Origin of the sequence: Photobacterium rosenbergii, assembly GCF_033022775.1 — a bacterium.
Taxonomy (GTDB): Bacteria; Pseudomonadota; Gammaproteobacteria; order Enterobacterales; family Vibrionaceae; genus Photobacterium; species Photobacterium rosenbergii_A.
Genome location: NZ_JAWJZI010000003.1, coordinates 200,686 through 218,667, shown reverse-complemented (window position 1 = coordinate 218,667; position 17,982 = coordinate 200,686). Strand labels below are relative to the sequence as shown.

General features: G+C 47.2%; 18 protein-coding genes and 1 pseudogene. 7 read left to right on the top strand and 12 right to left on the bottom strand.

Features of this window, described 5'->3' with window-relative positions; translation table 11 throughout:
- The first annotated feature begins 76 nt into the window (after nucleotides 1–76).
- The 4 genes from R2X38_RS08950 to R2X38_RS08935 all read left to right on the top strand — a co-directional run bounded on the left by R2X38_RS08950 (nucleotide 77) and on the right by R2X38_RS08935 (nucleotide 3,316).
- Nucleotides 77–1,459 (top strand): MFS transporter, encoded by a 1,383-nt coding sequence (locus tag R2X38_RS08950; RefSeq protein ID WP_317521894.1) that lies wholly within the window; start codon nucleotides 77–79, stop codon nucleotides 1,457–1,459.
- Nucleotides 1,460–1,571: 112 nt separating this feature from the next.
- Entirely contained in the window at nucleotides 1,572–2,000 is a 429-nt protein-coding gene (locus R2X38_RS08945) for a VOC family protein (protein ID WP_317521893.1), read from the top strand.
- A gap of 53 nt (nucleotides 2,001–2,053) precedes the next feature.
- The gene (locus tag R2X38_RS08940) at nucleotides 2,054–2,452 is read left to right on the top strand and encodes a GFA family protein (protein ID WP_317521892.1); all 399 of its coding nucleotides are present in this window, start codon (nucleotides 2,054–2,056) and stop codon (nucleotides 2,450–2,452) included.
- Nucleotides 2,453–3,007: 555 nt separating this feature from the next.
- Nucleotides 3,008–3,316 (top strand): hypothetical protein, encoded by a 309-nt coding sequence (locus R2X38_RS08935; RefSeq protein ID WP_317521891.1) that lies wholly within the window; start codon nucleotides 3,008–3,010, stop codon nucleotides 3,314–3,316.
- 166 nt (nucleotides 3,317–3,482) lie between these two features.
- On the opposite strand, the gene R2X38_RS08930 is transcribed toward R2X38_RS08935, so the two are convergent.
- The 10 genes from R2X38_RS08930 to punC form a co-directional block, all read right to left on the bottom strand.
- Nucleotides 3,483–4,076, bottom strand: a complete 594-nt coding sequence (locus R2X38_RS08930; RefSeq protein WP_317521890.1) for an HD domain-containing protein — start codon at nucleotides 4,074–4,076, stop codon at nucleotides 3,483–3,485.
- Nucleotides 4,077–4,095: 19 nt separating this feature from the next.
- Nucleotides 4,096–5,094 carry a substrate-binding domain-containing protein gene (locus R2X38_RS08925; protein WP_317521889.1) on the bottom strand — a complete coding sequence of 333 codons (999 nt, stop codon included), beginning with the start codon at nucleotides 5,092–5,094 and terminating at the stop codon, nucleotides 4,096–4,098.
- A gap of 228 nt (nucleotides 5,095–5,322) precedes the next feature.
- Nucleotides 5,323–7,785, bottom strand: coding sequence for a trimethylamine-N-oxide reductase TorA (gene torA, locus R2X38_RS08920; RefSeq protein WP_317521888.1), 2,463 nt, complete (start codon nucleotides 7,783–7,785; stop codon nucleotides 5,323–5,325).
- A 22-nt stretch (nucleotides 7,786–7,807) separates the two neighbouring features.
- Nucleotides 7,808–8,992, bottom strand: a complete 1,185-nt coding sequence (gene torC / locus R2X38_RS08915; protein ID WP_317521887.1) for a pentaheme c-type cytochrome TorC — start codon at nucleotides 8,990–8,992, stop codon at nucleotides 7,808–7,810.
- Nucleotides 8,993–9,037: 45 nt separating this feature from the next.
- On the bottom strand, nucleotides 9,038–9,214 hold the full coding sequence (torE, locus tag R2X38_RS08910) for a trimethylamine N-oxide reductase system protein TorE (protein WP_317521886.1): 177 nt from the start codon (nucleotides 9,212–9,214) through the stop codon (nucleotides 9,038–9,040).
- 561 nt (nucleotides 9,215–9,775) lie between these two features.
- The gene (artM, locus tag R2X38_RS08905; RefSeq protein ID WP_317521885.1) at nucleotides 9,776–10,447 is read right to left on the bottom strand and encodes an arginine ABC transporter permease ArtM; all 672 of its coding nucleotides are present in this window, start codon (nucleotides 10,445–10,447) and stop codon (nucleotides 9,776–9,778) included.
- Nucleotides 10,444–11,178 carry an arginine ABC transporter permease ArtQ gene (gene artQ / locus R2X38_RS08900; RefSeq protein WP_317521884.1) on the bottom strand — a complete coding sequence of 245 codons (735 nt, stop codon included), beginning with the start codon at nucleotides 11,176–11,178 and terminating at the stop codon, nucleotides 10,444–10,446. The genes artM and artQ overlap by 4 nt, the downstream gene beginning before the upstream one ends.
- A gap of 3 nt (nucleotides 11,179–11,181) precedes the next feature.
- Nucleotides 11,182–11,913 carry a lysine/arginine/ornithine ABC transporter substrate-binding protein gene (locus tag R2X38_RS08895; RefSeq protein WP_317521883.1) on the bottom strand — a complete coding sequence of 244 codons (732 nt, stop codon included), beginning with the start codon at nucleotides 11,911–11,913 and terminating at the stop codon, nucleotides 11,182–11,184.
- Nucleotides 11,914–12,004: 91 nt separating this feature from the next.
- Nucleotides 12,005–12,733: an arginine ABC transporter ATP-binding protein ArtP gene (artP, locus tag R2X38_RS08890; protein WP_317521882.1), complete on the bottom strand. Its 729-nt coding sequence runs from the start codon at nucleotides 12,731–12,733 to the stop codon at nucleotides 12,005–12,007.
- A gap of 312 nt (nucleotides 12,734–13,045) precedes the next feature.
- Entirely contained in the window at nucleotides 13,046–14,257 is a 1,212-nt protein-coding gene (gene punC / locus R2X38_RS08885; RefSeq protein WP_317521881.1) for a purine nucleoside transporter PunC, read from the bottom strand.
- A gap of 271 nt (nucleotides 14,258–14,528) precedes the next feature.
- On the opposite strand from punC, the gene punR reads away from it, so the two are divergent.
- Nucleotides 14,529–15,431, top strand: a complete 903-nt coding sequence (punR, locus tag R2X38_RS08880) for a DNA-binding transcriptional activator PunR (RefSeq protein ID WP_317521880.1) — start codon at nucleotides 14,529–14,531, stop codon at nucleotides 15,429–15,431.
- Nucleotides 15,432–15,453: 22 nt separating this feature from the next.
- Here punR and R2X38_RS08875 read toward each other — a convergent pair whose 3' ends face one another.
- Nucleotides 15,454–15,681: a DUF2986 domain-containing protein gene (locus tag R2X38_RS08875; RefSeq protein ID WP_317521879.1), complete on the bottom strand. Its 228-nt coding sequence runs from the start codon at nucleotides 15,679–15,681 to the stop codon at nucleotides 15,454–15,456.
- A 132-nt stretch (nucleotides 15,682–15,813) separates the two neighbouring features.
- Entirely contained in the window at nucleotides 15,814–16,818 is a 1,005-nt protein-coding gene (locus R2X38_RS08870) for a substrate-binding domain-containing protein (RefSeq protein WP_317521878.1), read from the bottom strand.
- A 433-nt stretch (nucleotides 16,819–17,251) separates the two neighbouring features.
- On the opposite strand from R2X38_RS08870, the gene R2X38_RS08865 reads away from it, so the two are divergent.
- Nucleotides 17,252–17,482, top strand: a complete 231-nt coding sequence (locus R2X38_RS08865; RefSeq protein ID WP_317521877.1) for a hypothetical protein — start codon at nucleotides 17,252–17,254, stop codon at nucleotides 17,480–17,482.
- Nucleotides 17,483–17,727: 245 nt separating this feature from the next.
- A pseudogene (locus R2X38_RS08860) lies at nucleotides 17,728–17,964 on the top strand (GNAT family N-acetyltransferase); the annotation flags it as partial.
- Between the last annotated feature and the right edge of the window lie 18 nt (nucleotides 17,965–17,982).

Genomic DNA, 17,982 nt, shown 5'->3' with positions numbered 1-17,982 from the left:
GAGTGAGCCAGCATGCACTTCTGTGCTGGCTTGCTTGCACCTGATTACAATGATAAGCACAGTGTGAGACGTGAAGATGACTACCCTACAAAATAAACTGCAACCCAAAGAGCTCATGTCCTATTTTGGATATGGGGTAGGCCAATGTTTTAGCTTTGGTCTAGTTGGTTCCTTCATCTTGTTTTTCTATACCGATATCTTGGGCATTTCGCCGATAGCGGCGAGTATGATTTTCCTCATTGCCAGGGTCTGGGATGCGGTTAATGACCCGCTCATCGCGGGCTTCATGGATACGCTAAACTCCCGTTTTGGCAAGTTTCGCCCCTATATGCTGTTCACCCCCTTCTTGATTGTGTTGGTGACCATTGCCTCTTTTTACAATATCGATGCAGATATGTCGACTAAGGTGTTCTATGCCGGTGTGACGTACATTTTGTGGGGGACGCTATACACTATTTCTGACGTACCATTCTGGTCGATGTCTTCAGTGATGACCGATGAGCCTCAGGAGCGGGCAAAAGCCGCGACTTGCGCCATGCTCGGGGTGAATGCTGGTATCGGCGCCACGATGATTTTGTTCCCCAAGCTGTCTGCAATGTTTGCCGATGGCAGGGCGGATCAGGGCTACCTTCCGGCGGTGATTATCCTCATGCTGATTGGGCTGGCCTTCATGCTCAACGGTTTCTTCAATACCCGCGAGCGTATCGAAACCGCCTCAGACGGTAAGGTGACCCTAAAAGAGACATTTCACGCGGTACGCCAGAACAAGCCGTTGTTTTTTATTCTTGCCGCCTTTTTCATGAATGTGTTTTTTAACATCGTCAATGGCATGTATATTTTCTTCTTTACCTACAACATGGGTGACGCGTCGCTGGTATCGGTCATCGGTACGATTACTCTGGTCAGTGCGATTGCCTGCTTGGCAACCCCTATGCTGACAAAGCGCTTCCGTAAGCGTGATATCTTTATCGTGCTGTGTGCTATGGAAGTGGTGGCGCGTGTCGGCTTCTACCTGACGGGCTATGCAAATCCGACCATGGTGATGGTCTGGCTGTCAGTGATCACGGCTATCTTCATGATGACGAACCCGCTGATTTCGGCAATGATTGCAGATACCGTCGAGTATTCTTACTACCGTACCGGCAAGCGTTGTGCGGCGATCACCTTCTCTGGGCAAACCTTTACCGGCAAGTTGTCTGTCGCGGTAGCGGGTGGCTTGACAGGTATCATCCTGACTATGATTGGTTATGTCCCTAATGCAGAGCAATCCGCCTCGGCGTTGTCAGGTTTATTCTTCTGTGTCTCACTATTGCCAGCTCTCGGTGCTGTGATCCGTATCTTCATTATGTCGCGCTACACCTTCACCGAAGAAGAACACGCGAAAGTGCGGGCCAAAATTCAGCGTGGCGAGTTCTATAGTGCAGAGCCGGAACTGAAAGAAGCGGAAGCCCAACAATAAACGATCCTATTGTTAATTAGAGAAAAGGCCACCATGTGGCCTTTCTTATTTGCAGTGATCTGTATTGAAGAAGGCGCTAAGATGATGTGGGTTATGTATAAAAGGAAATATCATGGAACCGCGGATCAGCATTATTACGCTAGGCGTTCAAGACCTTAAAGCCTCTTTTGAGTTTTACAGCGAACTTGGCTTTCCATCTTCCAAAACACCGGAAGATGGCATTATTTTCTTTAAAACCGGTGGGGTATGCTTGGCGCTGTATCCATTGGATGCCTTGGCCGAGGATGTATCACCTGACTTCAAAGCCGTTAAAGCTGGGTTTTCCGGCATTACCCTTGCCCACAATACTCGCTCAAAACAAGAGGTCGATAAGGTATTAACTTTAGCTGCAAAGGCGGGCGGGAAAATCGAGAAACCGGCTCAGGATGTGTTTTGGGGCGGGTACAGTGGTTATTTCTCTGATCCCGACGGGTATCTTTGGGAAGTTGCCTATGGTGACTGCTGGGAGTTCAATGACGATGGTAGTTTAGTGATCGACTAGAGCGACATATTACAAGGGATGTAACACAAGCAATACAACACAAGGAATAAAAAATGATCAGAAAAGTCGGTGAAACGGAAATCCAAGCCAAGCATAAAGCAACCTGTCATTGCGGCGCTGTTGAATTAGAATTGAGTTTACCCAATGGGGTAGAGAATCCCCGCCGCTGCGACTGTTCGATATGCCGCCGTAAAGGGGCGATCGTGGGTTCAGTAAAACTTGATGGTATTCGAATCATTAAAGGGCAAGATGTCCTCAAGCTCTACCAATTTAATAGCCATACTGCCAAACACTATTTTTGCTCTGAATGTGGCATATATACCCACCACCAGAGACGTTCAAACCCGGAAGAATATGGCTATAACGTAGGGTGCCTAGAAGGCGTCAATCCTTTTGATTTAGGTGATGTGGTGACTAATGATGGTGTAAACCATCCAGCCGATCGCAAATAGGCACGTAGGTATTTCGTTGACGTCATAGATTTTGTGTATCTCTACAATTCGACAGTTGCCTCCGATCAGAGCCATGATGAGATATACAGCACGGTTAATTTAAGCTATGACTTTTAATTGCGATCTAACTGGCCGATTATGGATAAAAATAGGTGTAAATTATCTTTACGATATAGCAATAAAATATCGTTTGATTGACGGATATTTACTTAATTTTACCATTAAATTGTATCAGTTTTGAGAAATTGAACGACTTAGATAACTTTGTTATGTCTTATGCTCTATAGCTTAAACATGCAGGGTAGAGAAATAAAGTTGTTGAGAAATAATTATTGTCTGAATGCGTAGTTTAATGATGTATTACTCTGATAGTAAAGAAAATCCAGATATTTATGCCAATGGTAAACAGTTCGTGCGTAATCGTAAACTAATGTCAGGGCAAAAAATCATGTTCGAATAATTCGAACGACATGTTTAATTCTTAATGTTTCTTTATCTTGATGCTCTAGCTAAATTTAACTCCGAACCCAAACAAATATTTCAAGGAGAAAAGGTATGCTTAAGCTTACAGGTACTATGATCGCAGCAACTGTGTTACTAAGTGCACCAGTGATGGCCGATTTAAAGCTTAGAGTGACTCCGCAAAACGAGGGAGCATGGGTCAAAGTCAGCGAAAACGGATCACCTGCTAGCAATGTGCAAATTACAACCAATGTTCCAGGTTCTGGTACTTTCACCACCGATGAACATGGTCGGGCTTTTGTGACTGTTGCATCCAACCGCTCAGGCAGTGTGAAGTTCAGGGCAATGGATCAAGAAGGTAACCTTGCTTACAAAATGGCGCTGATTCACAAAGATAAGTAAACGCACAACAGTATGGAATGTAGAGAAAAGGAATTTCTCATAAGTCATGCCTGTAAACACTGTGTCAGTGACTTAATTTACTCAAGTTACATGGGTATAAACAAAAGGCCGTGAAGATTGCTCAAATCTCCACGGCCTTTGTGATCAAGTCTTTATTATGCCGATATTAGTTGTCGACAAGCCAGCCATTCTTCACTGCAAGGTCAATCTGCTCGCAAGCATATTGCCATAGCTTTGGTGTTACTTTTTCCAGGTATTCATTACGCTTAAGGACCTGCTGTTTGGTTACTGTGTGTTTAACCCAGCTGCCACCCTCGTTGGACATGTTCTGGATAAGCGGCAAGATGCGATCCATTGCCTTAGCAAAGCGAGCATCAGCAGTTTGCGCTTGCTCAAACTCCAGCCACAATGCTTTCATTTCTGTAAACTGTGCTTGTGGTAATAGACCGAACAAACGGTTGGCCGCTTCGATTTCTTTCTCTTCCTGGCCATCGAGCTCATGTTGCTCGGCAAAAGCAAAAGTGTCTCCGGCATCGATTTCAACAATGTCATGGATCAGCAGCATCATAACCGCACGATTCACATCGACTGGCTCTTCAATGTAGTCTTTTAAGACTTGTGCCATAAGCGCAATGTGCCAGCTGTGCTCGGCGCTGTTTTCCTGGCGGTTGTTATCAGGCTTGACCATGGTTTTGCGGTATACCGCTTTCAGGCGATCCAATTCATTGATAAAAGCCAACTGTTTTTCGAGATTAAGCATACATTCCTCTTATTGCTTATTATTTTTGAGCGACGGACAAGCGACGTACTAGGGTTGGGACAAACATTCGGGTACATGTCTTGTTCTCATCACCTTTGGCGAGAGAAAGCGATAGGTTTGCTGCTTGCTCTGCCATGATGTTGATTGGGTAGCGCACCGTAGTCAGTTTCGGGCTCAAATACTTGGCGATGATACCATCATCGAAACCGATCAGAGAGATATCTTGCGGTGGAGTAATACCATTTTCTTCCAACACAGATAAGCAACCTGCAGCCATGTTGTCGTTGTAAGCGGCTATTGCTGTGATCGGGAGATTTTTGGATAGCAGGTTAGTCATCGCATGCTCGCCACCGGCTTCATCGGGTGAGCTGTATTCGATGTAGTTATCATCGGTTGGTAGGTTATAAGCACGTAGTGCATCGAGGTAACCTGCACAGCGTTGCTCGGTATCTTCGATATCATGGTTAGAACAAACATAGCCGATATGCTGGTGGCCATTTTTGATCAGGTATTCGGTTGCTAGGTAGGCGCCCTTGTGGTTATCGAGTGCAATGCAGCGATGGGCAATTTCGGGTATGTAGCGGTTGATCACCACCATGCCCGGCACTTCATTGGCAAAATCAATCAGCTCTTGATTACTCAACCCTTTGCTGTGGATGATGAGCGATTCACAGCGGCTGTTAATCAATAGCTCTATGGCTTCTTTTTCGGTAACAGCGTTGTGATAGCCATTGCCGATAAGAATTTGTTTGCCGTTTTGCCGCGCGATCTGATCGATGGCTTTCAGCATAGAGCCAAAGAAGGGATCAGAGACATCACCGACTACCACGCCTATGGTATTGGTGGATTGGCTGACCAGCGCTCTTGCATTGGCGTTGGGGCGGTAGCCAAGCTCTTTCATCGCCTGCGTGACAGACGAAATAGACGCTTTACTGGCTTTAGGGGATTTGTTGATCACTCGTGATACCGTCGCAACGGAAACACCGGCCAGTTTGGCCACATCCTTAATCGTAGCCATGGCTACACATCCTAGCTCAAATCATACTTGACGCATATTAAACACCGACTGTGTAACAGGTGCAATAACAAAGCAGTAATAAGAATCAGAGTTAAAGCACATAACTAATAAAATCAACACTTAGGGATGGTGTAAGCGTTACCAAAAGTGGCTATTGAAATGCTTTGCGCATAGAAAGGGGAGTCGCCATAGGCAACTCCCCTTAGTTTATTTTACTGCCAGTGAGAATTAACTCACTTCAATCGGTCCGCCGAATGACGTCACTGGCGGAACGGTACCTGTGAACTTCTCGAACTCAACCAGACAGGTGTTGGCACTGGTTGCCTGAGCCAGTTCTGAAGACGGAATATCCTGAGTCAGGGTATTTGGATCGCCATAGGTATCCATCGCGCCTTCTTTCTCGCTTAGAGGGCCATACCAAGCACCTTCTTCGATACGAACTACACCCGGTGCGTAGCTGTCAGTCAGTACTGCGCCTGCTAGCAATTGGCCACGGTCGTTGTAAACACGGACCAAGTCACCGTTCTGGATGCCCTTGGCAGCAGCATCTTTCGGATTGATGTAGATTGGCTCGCGGCCTTGTACTGCATAGGTGGCACGGAAATCTTCCGACTCACACATCTGCGAGTGCAGGCGTTTGTCTGGGTGACAAGACTGCAGCCAGTACGGGTGCCTGTCTGAGCCTGGGCCACCGTGCGAGCGTTCACTCTTCTCGAACCACATCGGGTGGCCCTGACAGTGTTCGTAGCCAAAGCGGTCAATCTTGCGGCTGGTGATTTCGATAAAGCCTGATGGCGTGCCAAGCGGGTTGATCTCTGGATCTTCACGGAAGTCGGCATGGCGAACCCAAGGTTTACCTGTACCGGCATCGAAATAGCCCTTTTCCCAGAACTCATCGAATTCTGGCATATCGAATTTGGCCTTATTGGCATCACGGCATTCGCTGTAAAGCTGGCGAACCCATTCCATCTCGTCCATACCACGGGTGTATTCTTTGTGGCGACCGAAACGGCGGGCCACTTCTGTCATGATTTCGAAGTCTGTTTTTGACTGGAATAGTGGATCAACCAGCTTTTGCATCGCAATCAGGCCACGGCCACTGTAAGAGCCGTAAACATCGATATCGTTACGTTCCCACTGGGTACATGCCGGTAGCACGATATCCGAGAAGCGGCAGCTTGCTGTCCATGCAAAATCAATGGTGACAACGGTTTGAAGTGCCTTGAAGGCTTTCTTCATCTTGTTGCGATCCTGGTGGTGGTGCCAAGGGTTACAGCCACTGATCACCATCATTTTGTAATCAGGCAGGGTCACTTTAGATCCGTTGTAGCGGATTTGCTTGCCGGGCTCTAGCAGACAGTCAATCCAGCGCGCGACCGGAATGGTGCTGCTATAGCCGTTGAAGTCTTTGTTATCCCACTTAGGCTTTTGGCCTTCGTCTGGGTTACGCGGGAAGCCGCCCGGAGCTGCAAATCCTGTTGAAGGTACACCGATTGAACTGTAGTGGTGGCCGTAAGAGATACCACCGCCCGGCAGGCCGATTTGACCGACCATCGCAGCGATAACAGCCCCCATCCAGTATGGCTGCTCGCCGTGCTCCTGGCGCTGGATACACCAACCAAATAGCATCTGGGTGCGGCCGTTAACCAGCATGCGGGCAAATTCGCGGATCTTATCGGCGGACACGCCACAGATCTCTGCTGCCCATTCTGGGTTTTTCTCGATCTTGTCTTTGGTTTCACCCATTACATACTGGATGAAGTCATCAAAGCCCAAACAGTACATCTTGATGAAGTCTTTGTCGTAAAGCTCTTCGGTGTACAGGGTATGCGCGACACCCAACATAAACGCCACATCGGTTTGTGGGTTGATGTACATATGATCGTTGTTCAGGTAACGCTGAGTTTTGTTCTTCACCGGGTCAACGGAAAGCACATTGATTTCGCCGTTGGCGACTTTCTCTTTCAGCTTTTCGAGGTATGCGAAGGACTCGTGAGTTTCACAGTTCCAGCCAACCTGCAGGTTTTTCACCGGGTCATTAGCCCAAAGAACAATGTTGTCACTGTATTCAAGAATTTCAGACCAAGAGGTACCCTGAGCATACACTTCGGTAGAACCCAGTACGTATGGCAAAATGGTTTGGCCTGCACCGGTTGAGTAGTCACCGACTTTCTTGATGTAGTTACCGTGCATGCCAACAACGCGCTGCATGTGGTTACCACAGCTGTGGAACTGGCCGGTTTGACGCCAACCGGTTTGACCTGCGTGTAGCGCCCATGGACCGTAGTCTTTCTGGATGCGTTCCAGTTCGCGGTAGAATAAGTCAATCGCTTCATCCCAGGTAACGCGGACAAAACGGTTGTTACCACGGGTCTCGGCACTGTATTTGTGTTTTTTCAGCCAGTCGAGGCGAACCATCGGGTAGCGCACACGCGATGGGCTGTAAAGAATCCCCTTGATGCCGTTAAGCATCTCGGTAGGGTGCTTATCCAGCTCCAGCGGTTTGATTTCTTGTAGTTTGCCGCCGTAGATATGGGCGCGGAATGCGCCCCAGTGAGAGCCTGATACTTTCCAGGTGCCTACAGTTTCAGCGGCCATCGCTTTGTTTGACCCTAGCAGGCTTGGGCCAATCACTGATGCGGCGCTGGTTGCTACCATACCTTGTAGGAAACGTCTTCTGCTTACAGACATAGTCAATTACTCCATCAATCGCTTAGTGGTGGCCATCTGCAAAGTCAGATGAGTGTTTCTGTAGGTACTTCAGCACCAAGGCTTTACTGTCGGTATCGAAGTTAACGAATGCCATCATGCCGTTGAACATGCCTGGCCAAGTGTTGGCATCAAAGTGTGCTTCATCCGGTTGGGTGTGACACACAGAACAGTTGGTGTTGTAGGACTGTTTGGCTTTTTCCCAGATAGGCTGGACGTCGGCCATCAGTGCTTCTTTTTTCATCCAAACTTTGGCAGTCACGCGCTGCCAAGGCAGGCCGGTTAGGTCATCTTCTTTGCGCTCGAACTTCTCGACAACCTGATCGTTGGTTGCAGATTCTTTCAGCAGGGAAGCCACGGCGATGTTCATACCGAAATCTTCCTGGATAACACGGCCAAAGCCTTTGTCTTTGCGCCAGCCCGATACTTCAACTTCGATGGCATCGGCGGTTTGGTCGATGACTTTGACGGAAGAGGCTGGGTTTAGCAGACCGGCTTCTGTGGTTAGCTCTTTTTCTTCGTAAAGCGGTAGGTGACGAACGCTGACATATTCTTGGCCTGTTTCGAACTTGGTGCTTGAAGCTAGCTGCTCAAGCTCACCAATCATGCCGCCAGAGCTGTCCATATTTTTCGGCAAGTTGTGGGCAATACCCTTGTGGCAATCAACACAGCTTTGATCACGCTCTGCCGCTTGCTTCATTTGGATGCGAGCTGTTGGGCGCATGTTGTCGAAATCCATGCTGTCGTAGTTGTGGCAGTTTTTACATTCCAACGACTTGTTGGCAGAGAATCGATCCCATTCGTGCTGGGCTAGGGCAACGCGGCGTTCTTCGAATTTTTCTTTGGTGTCTAAATCACCGAATACTTGGGCGAACACTTCTTTGCTGGCTTGCATTTTACGGGCGATCTTGTCAGTCCAATTGTGCGGAACGTGACAGTCAGGGCAGGTTGCACGAACACCGGACGTATTTTTCCAGTGCACGGTTTCTTGCAGCTCTTGGTATACGTTATTCTCCATGGTGTGGCAGCCAATACAGAATTCTTCGGTATTGGTCACCTCCAGCGCGGTATTGAAACCACCCCAGAAAATAACCCCTGCGATAAAGCCACCAAGGGTTAATACCCCGAGGCTGATATGGACACTTGGCCGAGAGAAAGTCTGCCAAGCTTTAATTAGAAATGCTTTCATGTTGTGTTCTCAATGTGTGGTTATTTGATTGTTGTTATGCCGGCGTTATCCCATATGGCCTGGAGGCCCCAAGAAGAAGACCTGCATCATCCAAACGAAAAAGCCGTAGCCACCGACGGCAGCAACACTGAGGATGGGAAAGAGAAAAATTGTGATGAAAAAGAAAGCACGCCACTCACGCTGCTTTTCATCCTTAGCAGCTGTGCTGATTCCATTATTCATAGTTCTACCCGTTCTACTTTGTTAATTGAGCTAAAAGGAAAAGTGTTAACAAATGTTTTAAGGGGATCTTAAGGTATATTTTTATAGTGATTCAATCGGGCAAAAGCTATTGGTTTTGCCTTATTAATTCTTTTTTGATCTGTAACGGAAAGATGAATGGGATGCGATTTTATATAACTATTTGTGGGTAGTTGTGAAAAGTTGTTAATAGTGTTTTGTGTTTTTATCTTGTTAAATTGGTTTCGGCTTGGTTGCGTTTTTGATCTAGATGACATGAAGAAAGCGCGCTTTTCATTGATTTGCCGATAAGTTGATCGGATGAAAGTGTGATCCAGATCTATAGAAATATTAACCATGTAAACTGAATGGTTAACCTGTATATATCCAAGAGTCATATTTATGGCGTTTAAATAAATATTAAAACTGTTTCAGTGCGGATTTGATTTGAAATGAATTATTACAGATTCCGATCTTGAGGAATAAATTAGAGGAATAAGTTTGAAAAATAAAAAAGCTGGTATGAACCAGCTTTTAATAAATGAAGATTTGACGTTTCAGATCTTATCTCGCCATCTCGAAAGCGAGGGCTTTTTTCTCAACCTGACGGAAAACCAGGGTAAGCATGCCATTAACTGTTAGGTAGAAAGCACCCGCGACACTGAAGACCATTAACGTATCGTAGGTTTGGGCGTTGATCCGCTGTGCGTAACCCATGATATCCATAATGGTGATGGTACTGGCTAGCGAGGTGCCTTTGAAAACCAAAATCACTTCGTTGGAATAGGCCGGGATCGCTCGGCGAATCGCATACGGTAGCAATACACTCAAGGTGGCTTTGGTATTCATCCCCAAGGCTTTGCACGCATGCCATTGGCCCGAAGGGATGGCATTGAATGCGCCCTTGAACAACTGGGTGCTGTATGCCGCGGTATTAAGTGCCAGGGCAAGCATGGCACAAAACCAAGGTTGGCTCAGCCATTGCCAGAAAATACTTTCCCGTACCCACTCAAATTGCCCCGGGCCGTAGTAAATCAAAAAAATCTGTACCAGCAGCGGTGTACCGGTAAACAAGGTAATGATGCCGCGGCTTAACCAGTGCAGACCCGATGTTTTGAGTATCAGCGTAAATGTCATCAATAACGCTAAGGTACAGCCAACTAACAAGGATACCGCGGTCAGTTCAAGGCTAACGACTAAGCCATCGAGAAGTTGCCAAACGTGCTGCTCATTCATGCGCTAGCTCCTTCCAATGCGTTAGTTTTGGCTGACTTTTTGACTGATGATTTTTTCGATACTGTTTGCCCATCCTGGAGGCTGTATTTTTTGTCCAGCTGCTTGACGACCCGTTGGGTGATCAAAGTAATGACCAAATACACGGCCGCCGCACAGGCATACCAGGTAAAGCTTTCATGGGTGGCAGCAGCAGTTAACTGAGCCTGCTTGAGCAAATCGGTTACCCCAATCAAGGAGACCAAAGCGGTATCTTTCAGCAGCACCAGCCATTGGTTCGTCAGGCCGGGTAGGGCGTGGCGAACAGCTTGTGGTAGAACAATCTTAAAGAATGCCCGCGACTTGCTGATCCCCAATGCACTTGCCGCCTCCCGCTGGCCATTAGGAACGGCTTTGAGGGCGCCACGCAGGGTTTGTGAGGCGTAAGCGGCAAAGATAAGAGACAGGGCAATTACCCCAGACAGAAACGGGCTGACCTCGATGAAATCTCCGGTCAGCAAGAACAGTACTTGCGTAGAGCCGAAGAAAATAAACAGTACAACCAATATTTCAGGTAAGCCCCGAAGCACGGTGACCAACGCCGTTGTCGGCCAAGCAAGGGCACGAAAGCGCGACATCTCACCACTGGCAAATAGAACTGCCAAGACCAATCCTACAGAGACGCTGGCCAGGCTTAGCTGGATGGTGACCCAGCTAGCCTCAAGTAGCGTCAGAGCATAACCTGATAACGCCATAAATTACTCACCGAAGTACTTGTTGAAGATCTCGTCGTACTGGCCGTTTGCCTTAACTGTTTTTAGTGCAGTGTTTAGCTTATCCAGTAGCTCTTGGTTGCTTTTGTTGATGGCGATACCAAAACCGTTACCGAAGTATTTGGCATTGGTCACTTGCTCACCAACATAAACCAGGTTGTCATTCTTTTTGAACCATTCTGCAACCACGGCAGTGTCACCGAATACCGAGTCAATACGGCCATTTTGCATATCGATGAAGGCGTCCTGGTAGCTCGCGTAAGGTACAGCGGTCACACCGTCAAGTTGCTCGGTTAGGTAGCTCTGGTGGGTTGAACCGTTCTGAACACCAACACGCTTGCCTTTAAGCGCGGCTTGATCAGCTACTTTGCCATCCAGGGCAACGAAAGCGGCTGAGTTGTCGTAGTATGCGTCGGTAAAGTTAACCACTTGCTGGCGCTGTTCAGTAATATCAATACCCGAGATAGCTGCATCGTAACGACGGAATTTCAACGCAGGGATCAGGCTATCAAATGGCTGGTTGTGGAAACTACATTTGGCTTCGATTACGTCACAAAGAGCATTGGCGAGATCAACATCAAAGCCCTGAATTTCGTTATTCTCATCAACGTATTCGAATGGGGCGTAAGTTGCTTCCATTGCAAACTTAATTTCTTCCTGAGCGGCTGCATTCGCTGAAGCCAAACCAATCAATGTTGCCAATACAATCTTTTTCATCGCGATACTCCGTGCGTCGTTAACTGCAGCATCACGATAGGCATGATGCTGAAAAATGGTGTGTATACCTAAGTTTGAATAGGTAACTAATTTAGTGCGTGAGGTATTCGGCAAATTCCGGGGTGGCCGGGGTTGTGAAAGCCTCTTTTGTGCCGTGCTCCACCATGCGGCCTTTTTCAAGGTACAGCACGTGGCTGGCGATTTTCTTGGCAAAGTCCACTTCGTGGGTCACCACAACTTGGGTAATGCCGGTTTCACTCAGGTCATTAATAATTTTGACAACCTGGTTGGTAATCTCGGGGTCGAGCGCTGCAGTTGGTTCGTCGAACAGCAGCACTTCAGGTTTCATCATCAGTGCGCGGGCAATGGCAACACGTTGCTGCTGGCCGCCAGAGAGTTGAAGTGGCCAAGCATCCGCTTTGTCTGCTAATTGCAAACGAGTTAGAAGAGCCATGGCTTCGTCAATCGCTTGCTGTTTAGAGATGCCGGCAACTTTAATCGGTGCTTCAATCAGGTTTTCCATTACCGTGAGGTGAGGCCATAGGTTGTATTGCTGGAAGACCATGCCGACTTTTCGTCTTAGTTTCAATGCCTCTTTTTCGCAGATAGTCTTTGCGAAGTCATAGGCTTCGTTGGCAACCTGAAGCTGGCCGCTGTTCGCGTTCTCCAGCAAGTTAAGCACCCTTAGCAAAGAGCTTTTACCGGCGCCACTAGGGCCAAGCAATACCAAGGTTTCCCCTTTACCACAGGTGAATTCAACATCATGAAGAACCTGGGTATCACCATAGAATTTATTAACACTCTTTACTTGAATACTCATGCTGACTTACTGCATTAATCGTCACTTGGGTTTTATATTACCCAGGGTGAGATCTTATGCAAGAAAAATGTATAAAAAATTCCACAGGTTACATTTATGTTTGATTTTTGTTCTAAGTTTTGTCTTTTATCCCATTTAAACCACTGTGTTTGAGTGGTTCTGGCGATAGATGTGAAAATGGAATATTGGTGCAGGGTTGCAGTGTGGAATATTTAAGCGTTTTTGAGACGAGAGGCGAGAGAGCTCTAATAATGAAAAAGGCCACTTCGAGAGTGACCTTTTGGACGCTTTGAATTTTAGCGCAATATGGAATTATGCAGTCTGGGCAAGTGCCGCTGTTTCTTCGCGGCGGGCTTTAACTACAAACGCATAACCGATTAGCGCGACAAACCCTGTGATGAACATTGCAGTTGTTACTGTCATCAAGCCGTGCATTGCAAAGGCTGACACCAAGCCACTTGCTGCGAAACAAACCATTGTCTGCAGGAAGTTCAGTAGACCAGCCGCTGTTGCACTGCAGTTTTTAAAATCTTCCAGCGCCTTGCTGATGATAAGCGGGTAGATGGCACCGTTCGCCACCGCCAAGAAACAGAATGGTACCAGGATCGGCCAGATAGTGGTTGGTTCAGTCTGCAAAGAGATCATGAACATCACAGTCACGCTGGCAAAGAACAATTTTAGGATCCAAGGTAGTAGCTGCTGGCTGTCATATTTGTTCAGCAAAGTACGGCAACCGTAACCACCAATAATAAAAGCAACTGTCTGTGGTGCATAGCTCAGGCCAATATCTGCACCAGAGTAGCCCATTGCTGCCATCACAAACGGTGAACCTGTCAGATATGCAAAGAACGCAGCAGAACAGGCAGCAAAGATAATCATGTTACCGATGAATTTTTTTGAACTAAGGATCTGGGCATAATCGCGGCGCAATTGCACCGAGACTTTTTCTTGTTTTTTGTCCAAATTGGCACTTTCAGTTTCTTTTAGTGTCATGATGGACAAAATAGCACCAAAACCAACGAGGGCTACAAAGATACTGCGCCAGCCGAACTGATGCTCAAGCATCGCACCAGCAAGTGGTGCTAGCGCTGGAGATAGGGCAACTAACGGCATAATGGTAGCAAAAACGCGCTCAGAGACTTTGCCTTCGTAACGGTCAACCACAACAGCTTGCCAGATAACCGTTGCACTACATGCGCCGAGCGCCTGTGCAAAACGGGCAACCAGCATCAGTTCAACGTTCGGTGCAAAGGCACAGAAAACAGAAGCGATACTAAATAGCGTCATACCGCCCATTAGCACTTTGATACGGCCAATACGATCAGACAGCGGACCATAAATTAGCTGGCCAAGTGCCATACCCAACAAGAAGATACTCAGTGTTAGGCCGATAAGTGATTGTGATGTATCAAAATCCTCTCGAATAACTTCGAAAGCGGGGAGGTACATGTCTGTGGCCAGGAAGCCCAGCATACTTAAACATGCAAACCACAGGGTGGTCATTTTTGAAGGTTGATTTGTCATAGCTTTTATTTCTTTAACTGTTTTGTACTTTGCGGCAAGTCTATACATGGTTTTTCATGGTGTGAAACGGTAAAATTTAAACATTGCTTTCAAAAAATTTGATTCGATTGATTTTTCACCTTTACAATGTCGTTAACTTTTGTGCACTGTGTTGGGTTGAATATCAATCAGGTGGTGTGAATTAACAGCAACCTGTTGCAATATTGCTGTGAAAATCAACCGTTTTGACTGTGCTGGTTGCTAGCCGAAAACGGTAAAAAGGAAGGGGTTGATGTTTTCTTATAATGATTTGCAAGTGATAGACGTGGTTGCCAGACGAGGAAGTTTTTCTGCAGCTGCTGAAGAATTGCACAAAGTACCCAGTGCAATTAGCTATACCGTTAGGGTGATTGAAGAGCGCTTGGCGGTCGATTTGTTTGTTAGGCTGCACCGGCAGGTACAACTTACCCCGGCAGGGGAGTTTTTTGTCGAAGAGGCCAGGGCGTTACTTAAGCAAATGGAGTTGCTAAAAATGCAAACCCAGCGAGTTGCCAATGGCTGGTCGCAAAGTGTATCGGTGGCATTGGATACAGTCGTGCGTGAGAGCCGGGTAAATACCCTGGTGCGTGATTTCTATCGTCAGTTTCCCGATATGGAACTGCATTTGACGATGGAAGTGTTCAACGGGGTGTGGGATGCCTTGTCTGATGGCCGGGCTGATATAGCCATCGGTGCAACGGCGGCGGTGCCGGTCAGTGGCCACTTCGATTACCGTGACATGGGGGTGCTGGAGTGGCGCTTTGTGATCAGCCCGGATCACCCTCTGGCACAAACCGATTATCCGCTGGAGGCAGAAGAGCTTATCGAATATCCGGCGATATGTCTTGAAGATACGTCACGGGTGCTGCCTAAGCGAGTGACGTGGCTGATGGATAACCAACGACGAATCATGGTGCCGAACTGGCACAGTGCAATGTCTTGTTTGAAGTCGGGGCTGGGGATTTGCGTGGTGCCAGAGCATAAGGCCCTGCCGCTTATCGAAAGTGGTGAGCTGGTGGAAAAGCAGCTAGCAGTTAAACCGCCGGTCAGCCCATGCTGCTTGGCGTGGAATAAAGAGAGCCAGAACCCGGCAATTGATTGGCTGCTCGATTACCTGGGAGATAGCGAGCAGCTCCATCGCGAATGGATGCGCTAAGCACGCGGCTTAACATAAGGGCTTATTCAGCGGTTTTGTCACCGTTGCTATCCGTGCTTTCTACATTGTCTTGAGCTGCGCTTGCTTCTTGTGCTTGCTCGGCAGGTTGCTCTGCCTGCTGGGCTTCCGCTTCCATCTTGGCACGCTCGGCCTTGGAGATGTAGCGTGGTTTGTTGCTTCGGTGCAGCTTGGCGTTTGCTTTCTTCTGCTTTTTCTTCAGCGCTTCGTTAATTTTCTTCTTGCGGTTCATGCTTAGATACCAAATCGAAATTGGCTGGCAATTCTAGGGGGAATCGACGGGAATGTGAAGGGGGTGGGCCCAAGTAGCATTAGGTTACTTGGGCTATACAAGTAGGACAAACGTATTTGTGCTTTGAAAATGCTATTGAGGTGCTGCACCAACTGACAAACGTCGAACCAATGTTGGGTTATACAATCTTGCCTGATTGCTGTTTTTACTTTCGCTTGCCAATTGTAATGACAACTTGGCTGCTTGCTCTGCCATGACTTGGATAGGGTAGCGGATGGTAGTGAGTTTCGGGTGAACATATCGGGCAATGTCGCCATCATCAAAGCCGATAACCGAAACATCTTCCGGAATGCGCAGATTATTTTCATGCAGCACGGACAAGCAACCTGCTGCCATATAGTCATTGTAGGTAGCCACTGCTGTAACAGGCAGGTTCTTCGACAATAGGTTGGTCATTGCATATTCACCACCTAATTCATCCGGTTCACCATACTCGATGTATTCTTCGTTAGGCTCTAATCCATGATCTTTGAGGGCTTCAAGGTAGCCAGCCTTGCGATCCCTGGCATCTTCAATGTCATGGCTTGAGCACAAGTAACCGATATGTTTATGGCCATGGCGGATCAGGTACTCGGTAGCAAGGTAGGAGCCTTTACGGTTATCTAGTGAAATACACCGCGAGGCGATATCGGGTACGATGCGGTTGATAACCACAAGCCCCGGGATTTCGTTAGCTAAGTCAATGAGCTCCTGATCGTCCAATCCTTTACTGTGAATGACCAAGGACTCACAGCGACTGTTGATCAACAGGTTAATGGCATTGCGCTCCTTCACCGGGTCGTGGTAGCCATTGCCGATAAGAAGCTGTTTCTCATTTTGGTTAGCGATGGTATCGATGGCTTTGACCATGGTACCGAAGAAGGGGGCAGACACATCATTGACCAAAACACCAATGGTGTTGGTCGATTTGCTCACGAGAGCCCTTGCGTTGGCATTGGGTCGGTAGCCGAGTTTTGCCATTGCGGCCTTTACGGCTTTGATTGCCGTTTCACTGGTGTGTGGTGCGTTATTGATCACCCGTGAAGTCGTGGCGACGGAAACGCCCGCTTCTTTCGCGACATCCTTGATGGTAGCCATAGAGCCCTCTTTCTTTACTGCTGGCTCATTAAACAATGGTTGGGAGGATAAAACAAATTCCGTCAGTGTTTTTTCATGGGCTAAATTAATTATTGTAACCTGAATCACCCTACTCATAACGCATGAGAGTGAAAAGTAAACGATAGCTAAAATGGGAAAGCGAGTAGAATGATCGCCAGTTGGCTCGATCTACTCAAGGATGCGAGGCTTGCCTTGTATTGATGAAAAACGTATTCGTTGAAGGTATCGAGTCCGTAAAATAGTACCTGCTGTCTTATCTTTAAGATTAAGGTCACATTACCTCTAACATGCACGTCAGTCAGTTGATCTGAAATGAAGTGAATTGGTATTGTTGCAATACATAATTACCTGTGTACGGGGCTTAGCTCGCTAGCAATCCCATATTATTAATCGTTCAATGAGAAAACCAGACATGTCAGCCTCGCAATTTCAAACCAACTGGATCAAACCCTTCACTCTCGATCAAGCAGTCCGCAAGCTCGGCAAAAGCAAAGAGGAAATCAAGGCGCTGTGTGAGTCGAAAGTATTGAACGGCGGTTGGGATGATTTCATCGGTGAGAACGGGGCCTTTGTCGTTTGGCTGCCAGAAGACCAAACAGATATTACAGCCGACGAAATACGCGCTGGCGCTACAGTGCATTGAGGGTTTAAGCGGGGTATATACGCCAATAACTCTTTTTCCGTACTATTGTGATAGTGTTATGAGACGTATGAAACGTTTGGTAACGTGAGGGCGATAGCGTACCCTGCTAATAGGCGGCGGTTTGCATTATGTTAAGCGTTATGTGCTTTGGAGATTAAATGGATTGACCTGCCTATGATCGTGCCAGAAGGAGTACGTACATAACAAATAAGGTCAAATATGGATATTTACCCAGAAATAGAGTTGTCAGCGAGTATGCCTCAACCAAAGACGTCGACTTTATTATTTTAATCTCCGGTTTAGATGGTTTTTATGCTGCTAATGGTTATCTTCGTCTGAATTCTCTAAGCTCTTGGTTGCGAATACATGAACATAAAAATTACGGTATCGCTGTGGAGCAAGTCGATGACTTATATGTTAAGCCTATTAGCGATAAAACTTGGGCTGTTGGCCATATAGACTGGCTAGGATATATGTACTAGTTGGGCATAGGTATTGCG

Coding starts and splice junctions, on each gene's coding strand:
- R2X38_RS08950 (WP_317521894.1), top strand. CDS start 77: ATGACTACCCTACAAAATAAACTGCAACCCAAAGAGCTCATGTCCTAT.
- R2X38_RS08945 (WP_317521893.1), top strand. CDS start 1,572: ATGGAACCGCGGATCAGCATTATTACGCTAGGCGTTCAAGACCTTAAA.
- R2X38_RS08940 (WP_317521892.1), top strand. CDS start 2,054: ATGATCAGAAAAGTCGGTGAAACGGAAATCCAAGCCAAGCATAAAGCA.
- R2X38_RS08935 (WP_317521891.1), top strand. CDS start 3,008: ATGCTTAAGCTTACAGGTACTATGATCGCAGCAACTGTGTTACTAAGT.
- R2X38_RS08930 (WP_317521890.1), bottom strand. CDS start 4,076: ATGCTTAATCTCGAAAAACAGTTGGCTTTTATCAATGAATTGGATCGC.
- R2X38_RS08925 (WP_317521889.1), bottom strand. CDS start 5,094: ATGGCTACGATTAAGGATGTGGCCAAACTGGCCGGTGTTTCCGTTGCG.
- torA (WP_317521888.1), bottom strand. CDS start 7,785: ATGTCTGTAAGCAGAAGACGTTTCCTACAAGGTATGGTAGCAACCAGC.
- torC (WP_317521887.1), bottom strand. CDS start 8,992: ATGAAAGCATTTCTAATTAAAGCTTGGCAGACTTTCTCTCGGCCAAGT.
- torE (WP_317521886.1), bottom strand. CDS start 9,214: ATGAATAATGGAATCAGCACAGCTGCTAAGGATGAAAAGCAGCGTGAG.
- artM (WP_317521885.1), bottom strand. CDS start 10,447: ATGAATGAGCAGCACGTTTGGCAACTTCTCGATGGCTTAGTCGTTAGC.
- artQ (WP_317521884.1), bottom strand. CDS start 11,178: ATGGCGTTATCAGGTTATGCTCTGACGCTACTTGAGGCTAGCTGGGTC.
- R2X38_RS08895 (WP_317521883.1), bottom strand. CDS start 11,913: ATGAAAAAGATTGTATTGGCAACATTGATTGGTTTGGCTTCAGCGAAT.
- artP (WP_317521882.1), bottom strand. CDS start 12,733: ATGAGTATTCAAGTAAAGAGTGTTAATAAATTCTATGGTGATACCCAG.
- punC (WP_317521881.1), bottom strand. CDS start 14,257: ATGACAAATCAACCTTCAAAAATGACCACCCTGTGGTTTGCATGTTTA.
- punR (WP_317521880.1), top strand. CDS start 14,529: ATGTTTTCTTATAATGATTTGCAAGTGATAGACGTGGTTGCCAGACGA.
- R2X38_RS08875 (WP_317521879.1), bottom strand. CDS start 15,681: ATGAACCGCAAGAAGAAAATTAACGAAGCGCTGAAGAAAAAGCAGAAG.
- R2X38_RS08870 (WP_317521878.1), bottom strand. CDS start 16,818: ATGGCTACCATCAAGGATGTCGCGAAAGAAGCGGGCGTTTCCGTCGCC.
- R2X38_RS08865 (WP_317521877.1), top strand. CDS start 17,252: ATGTCAGCCTCGCAATTTCAAACCAACTGGATCAAACCCTTCACTCTC.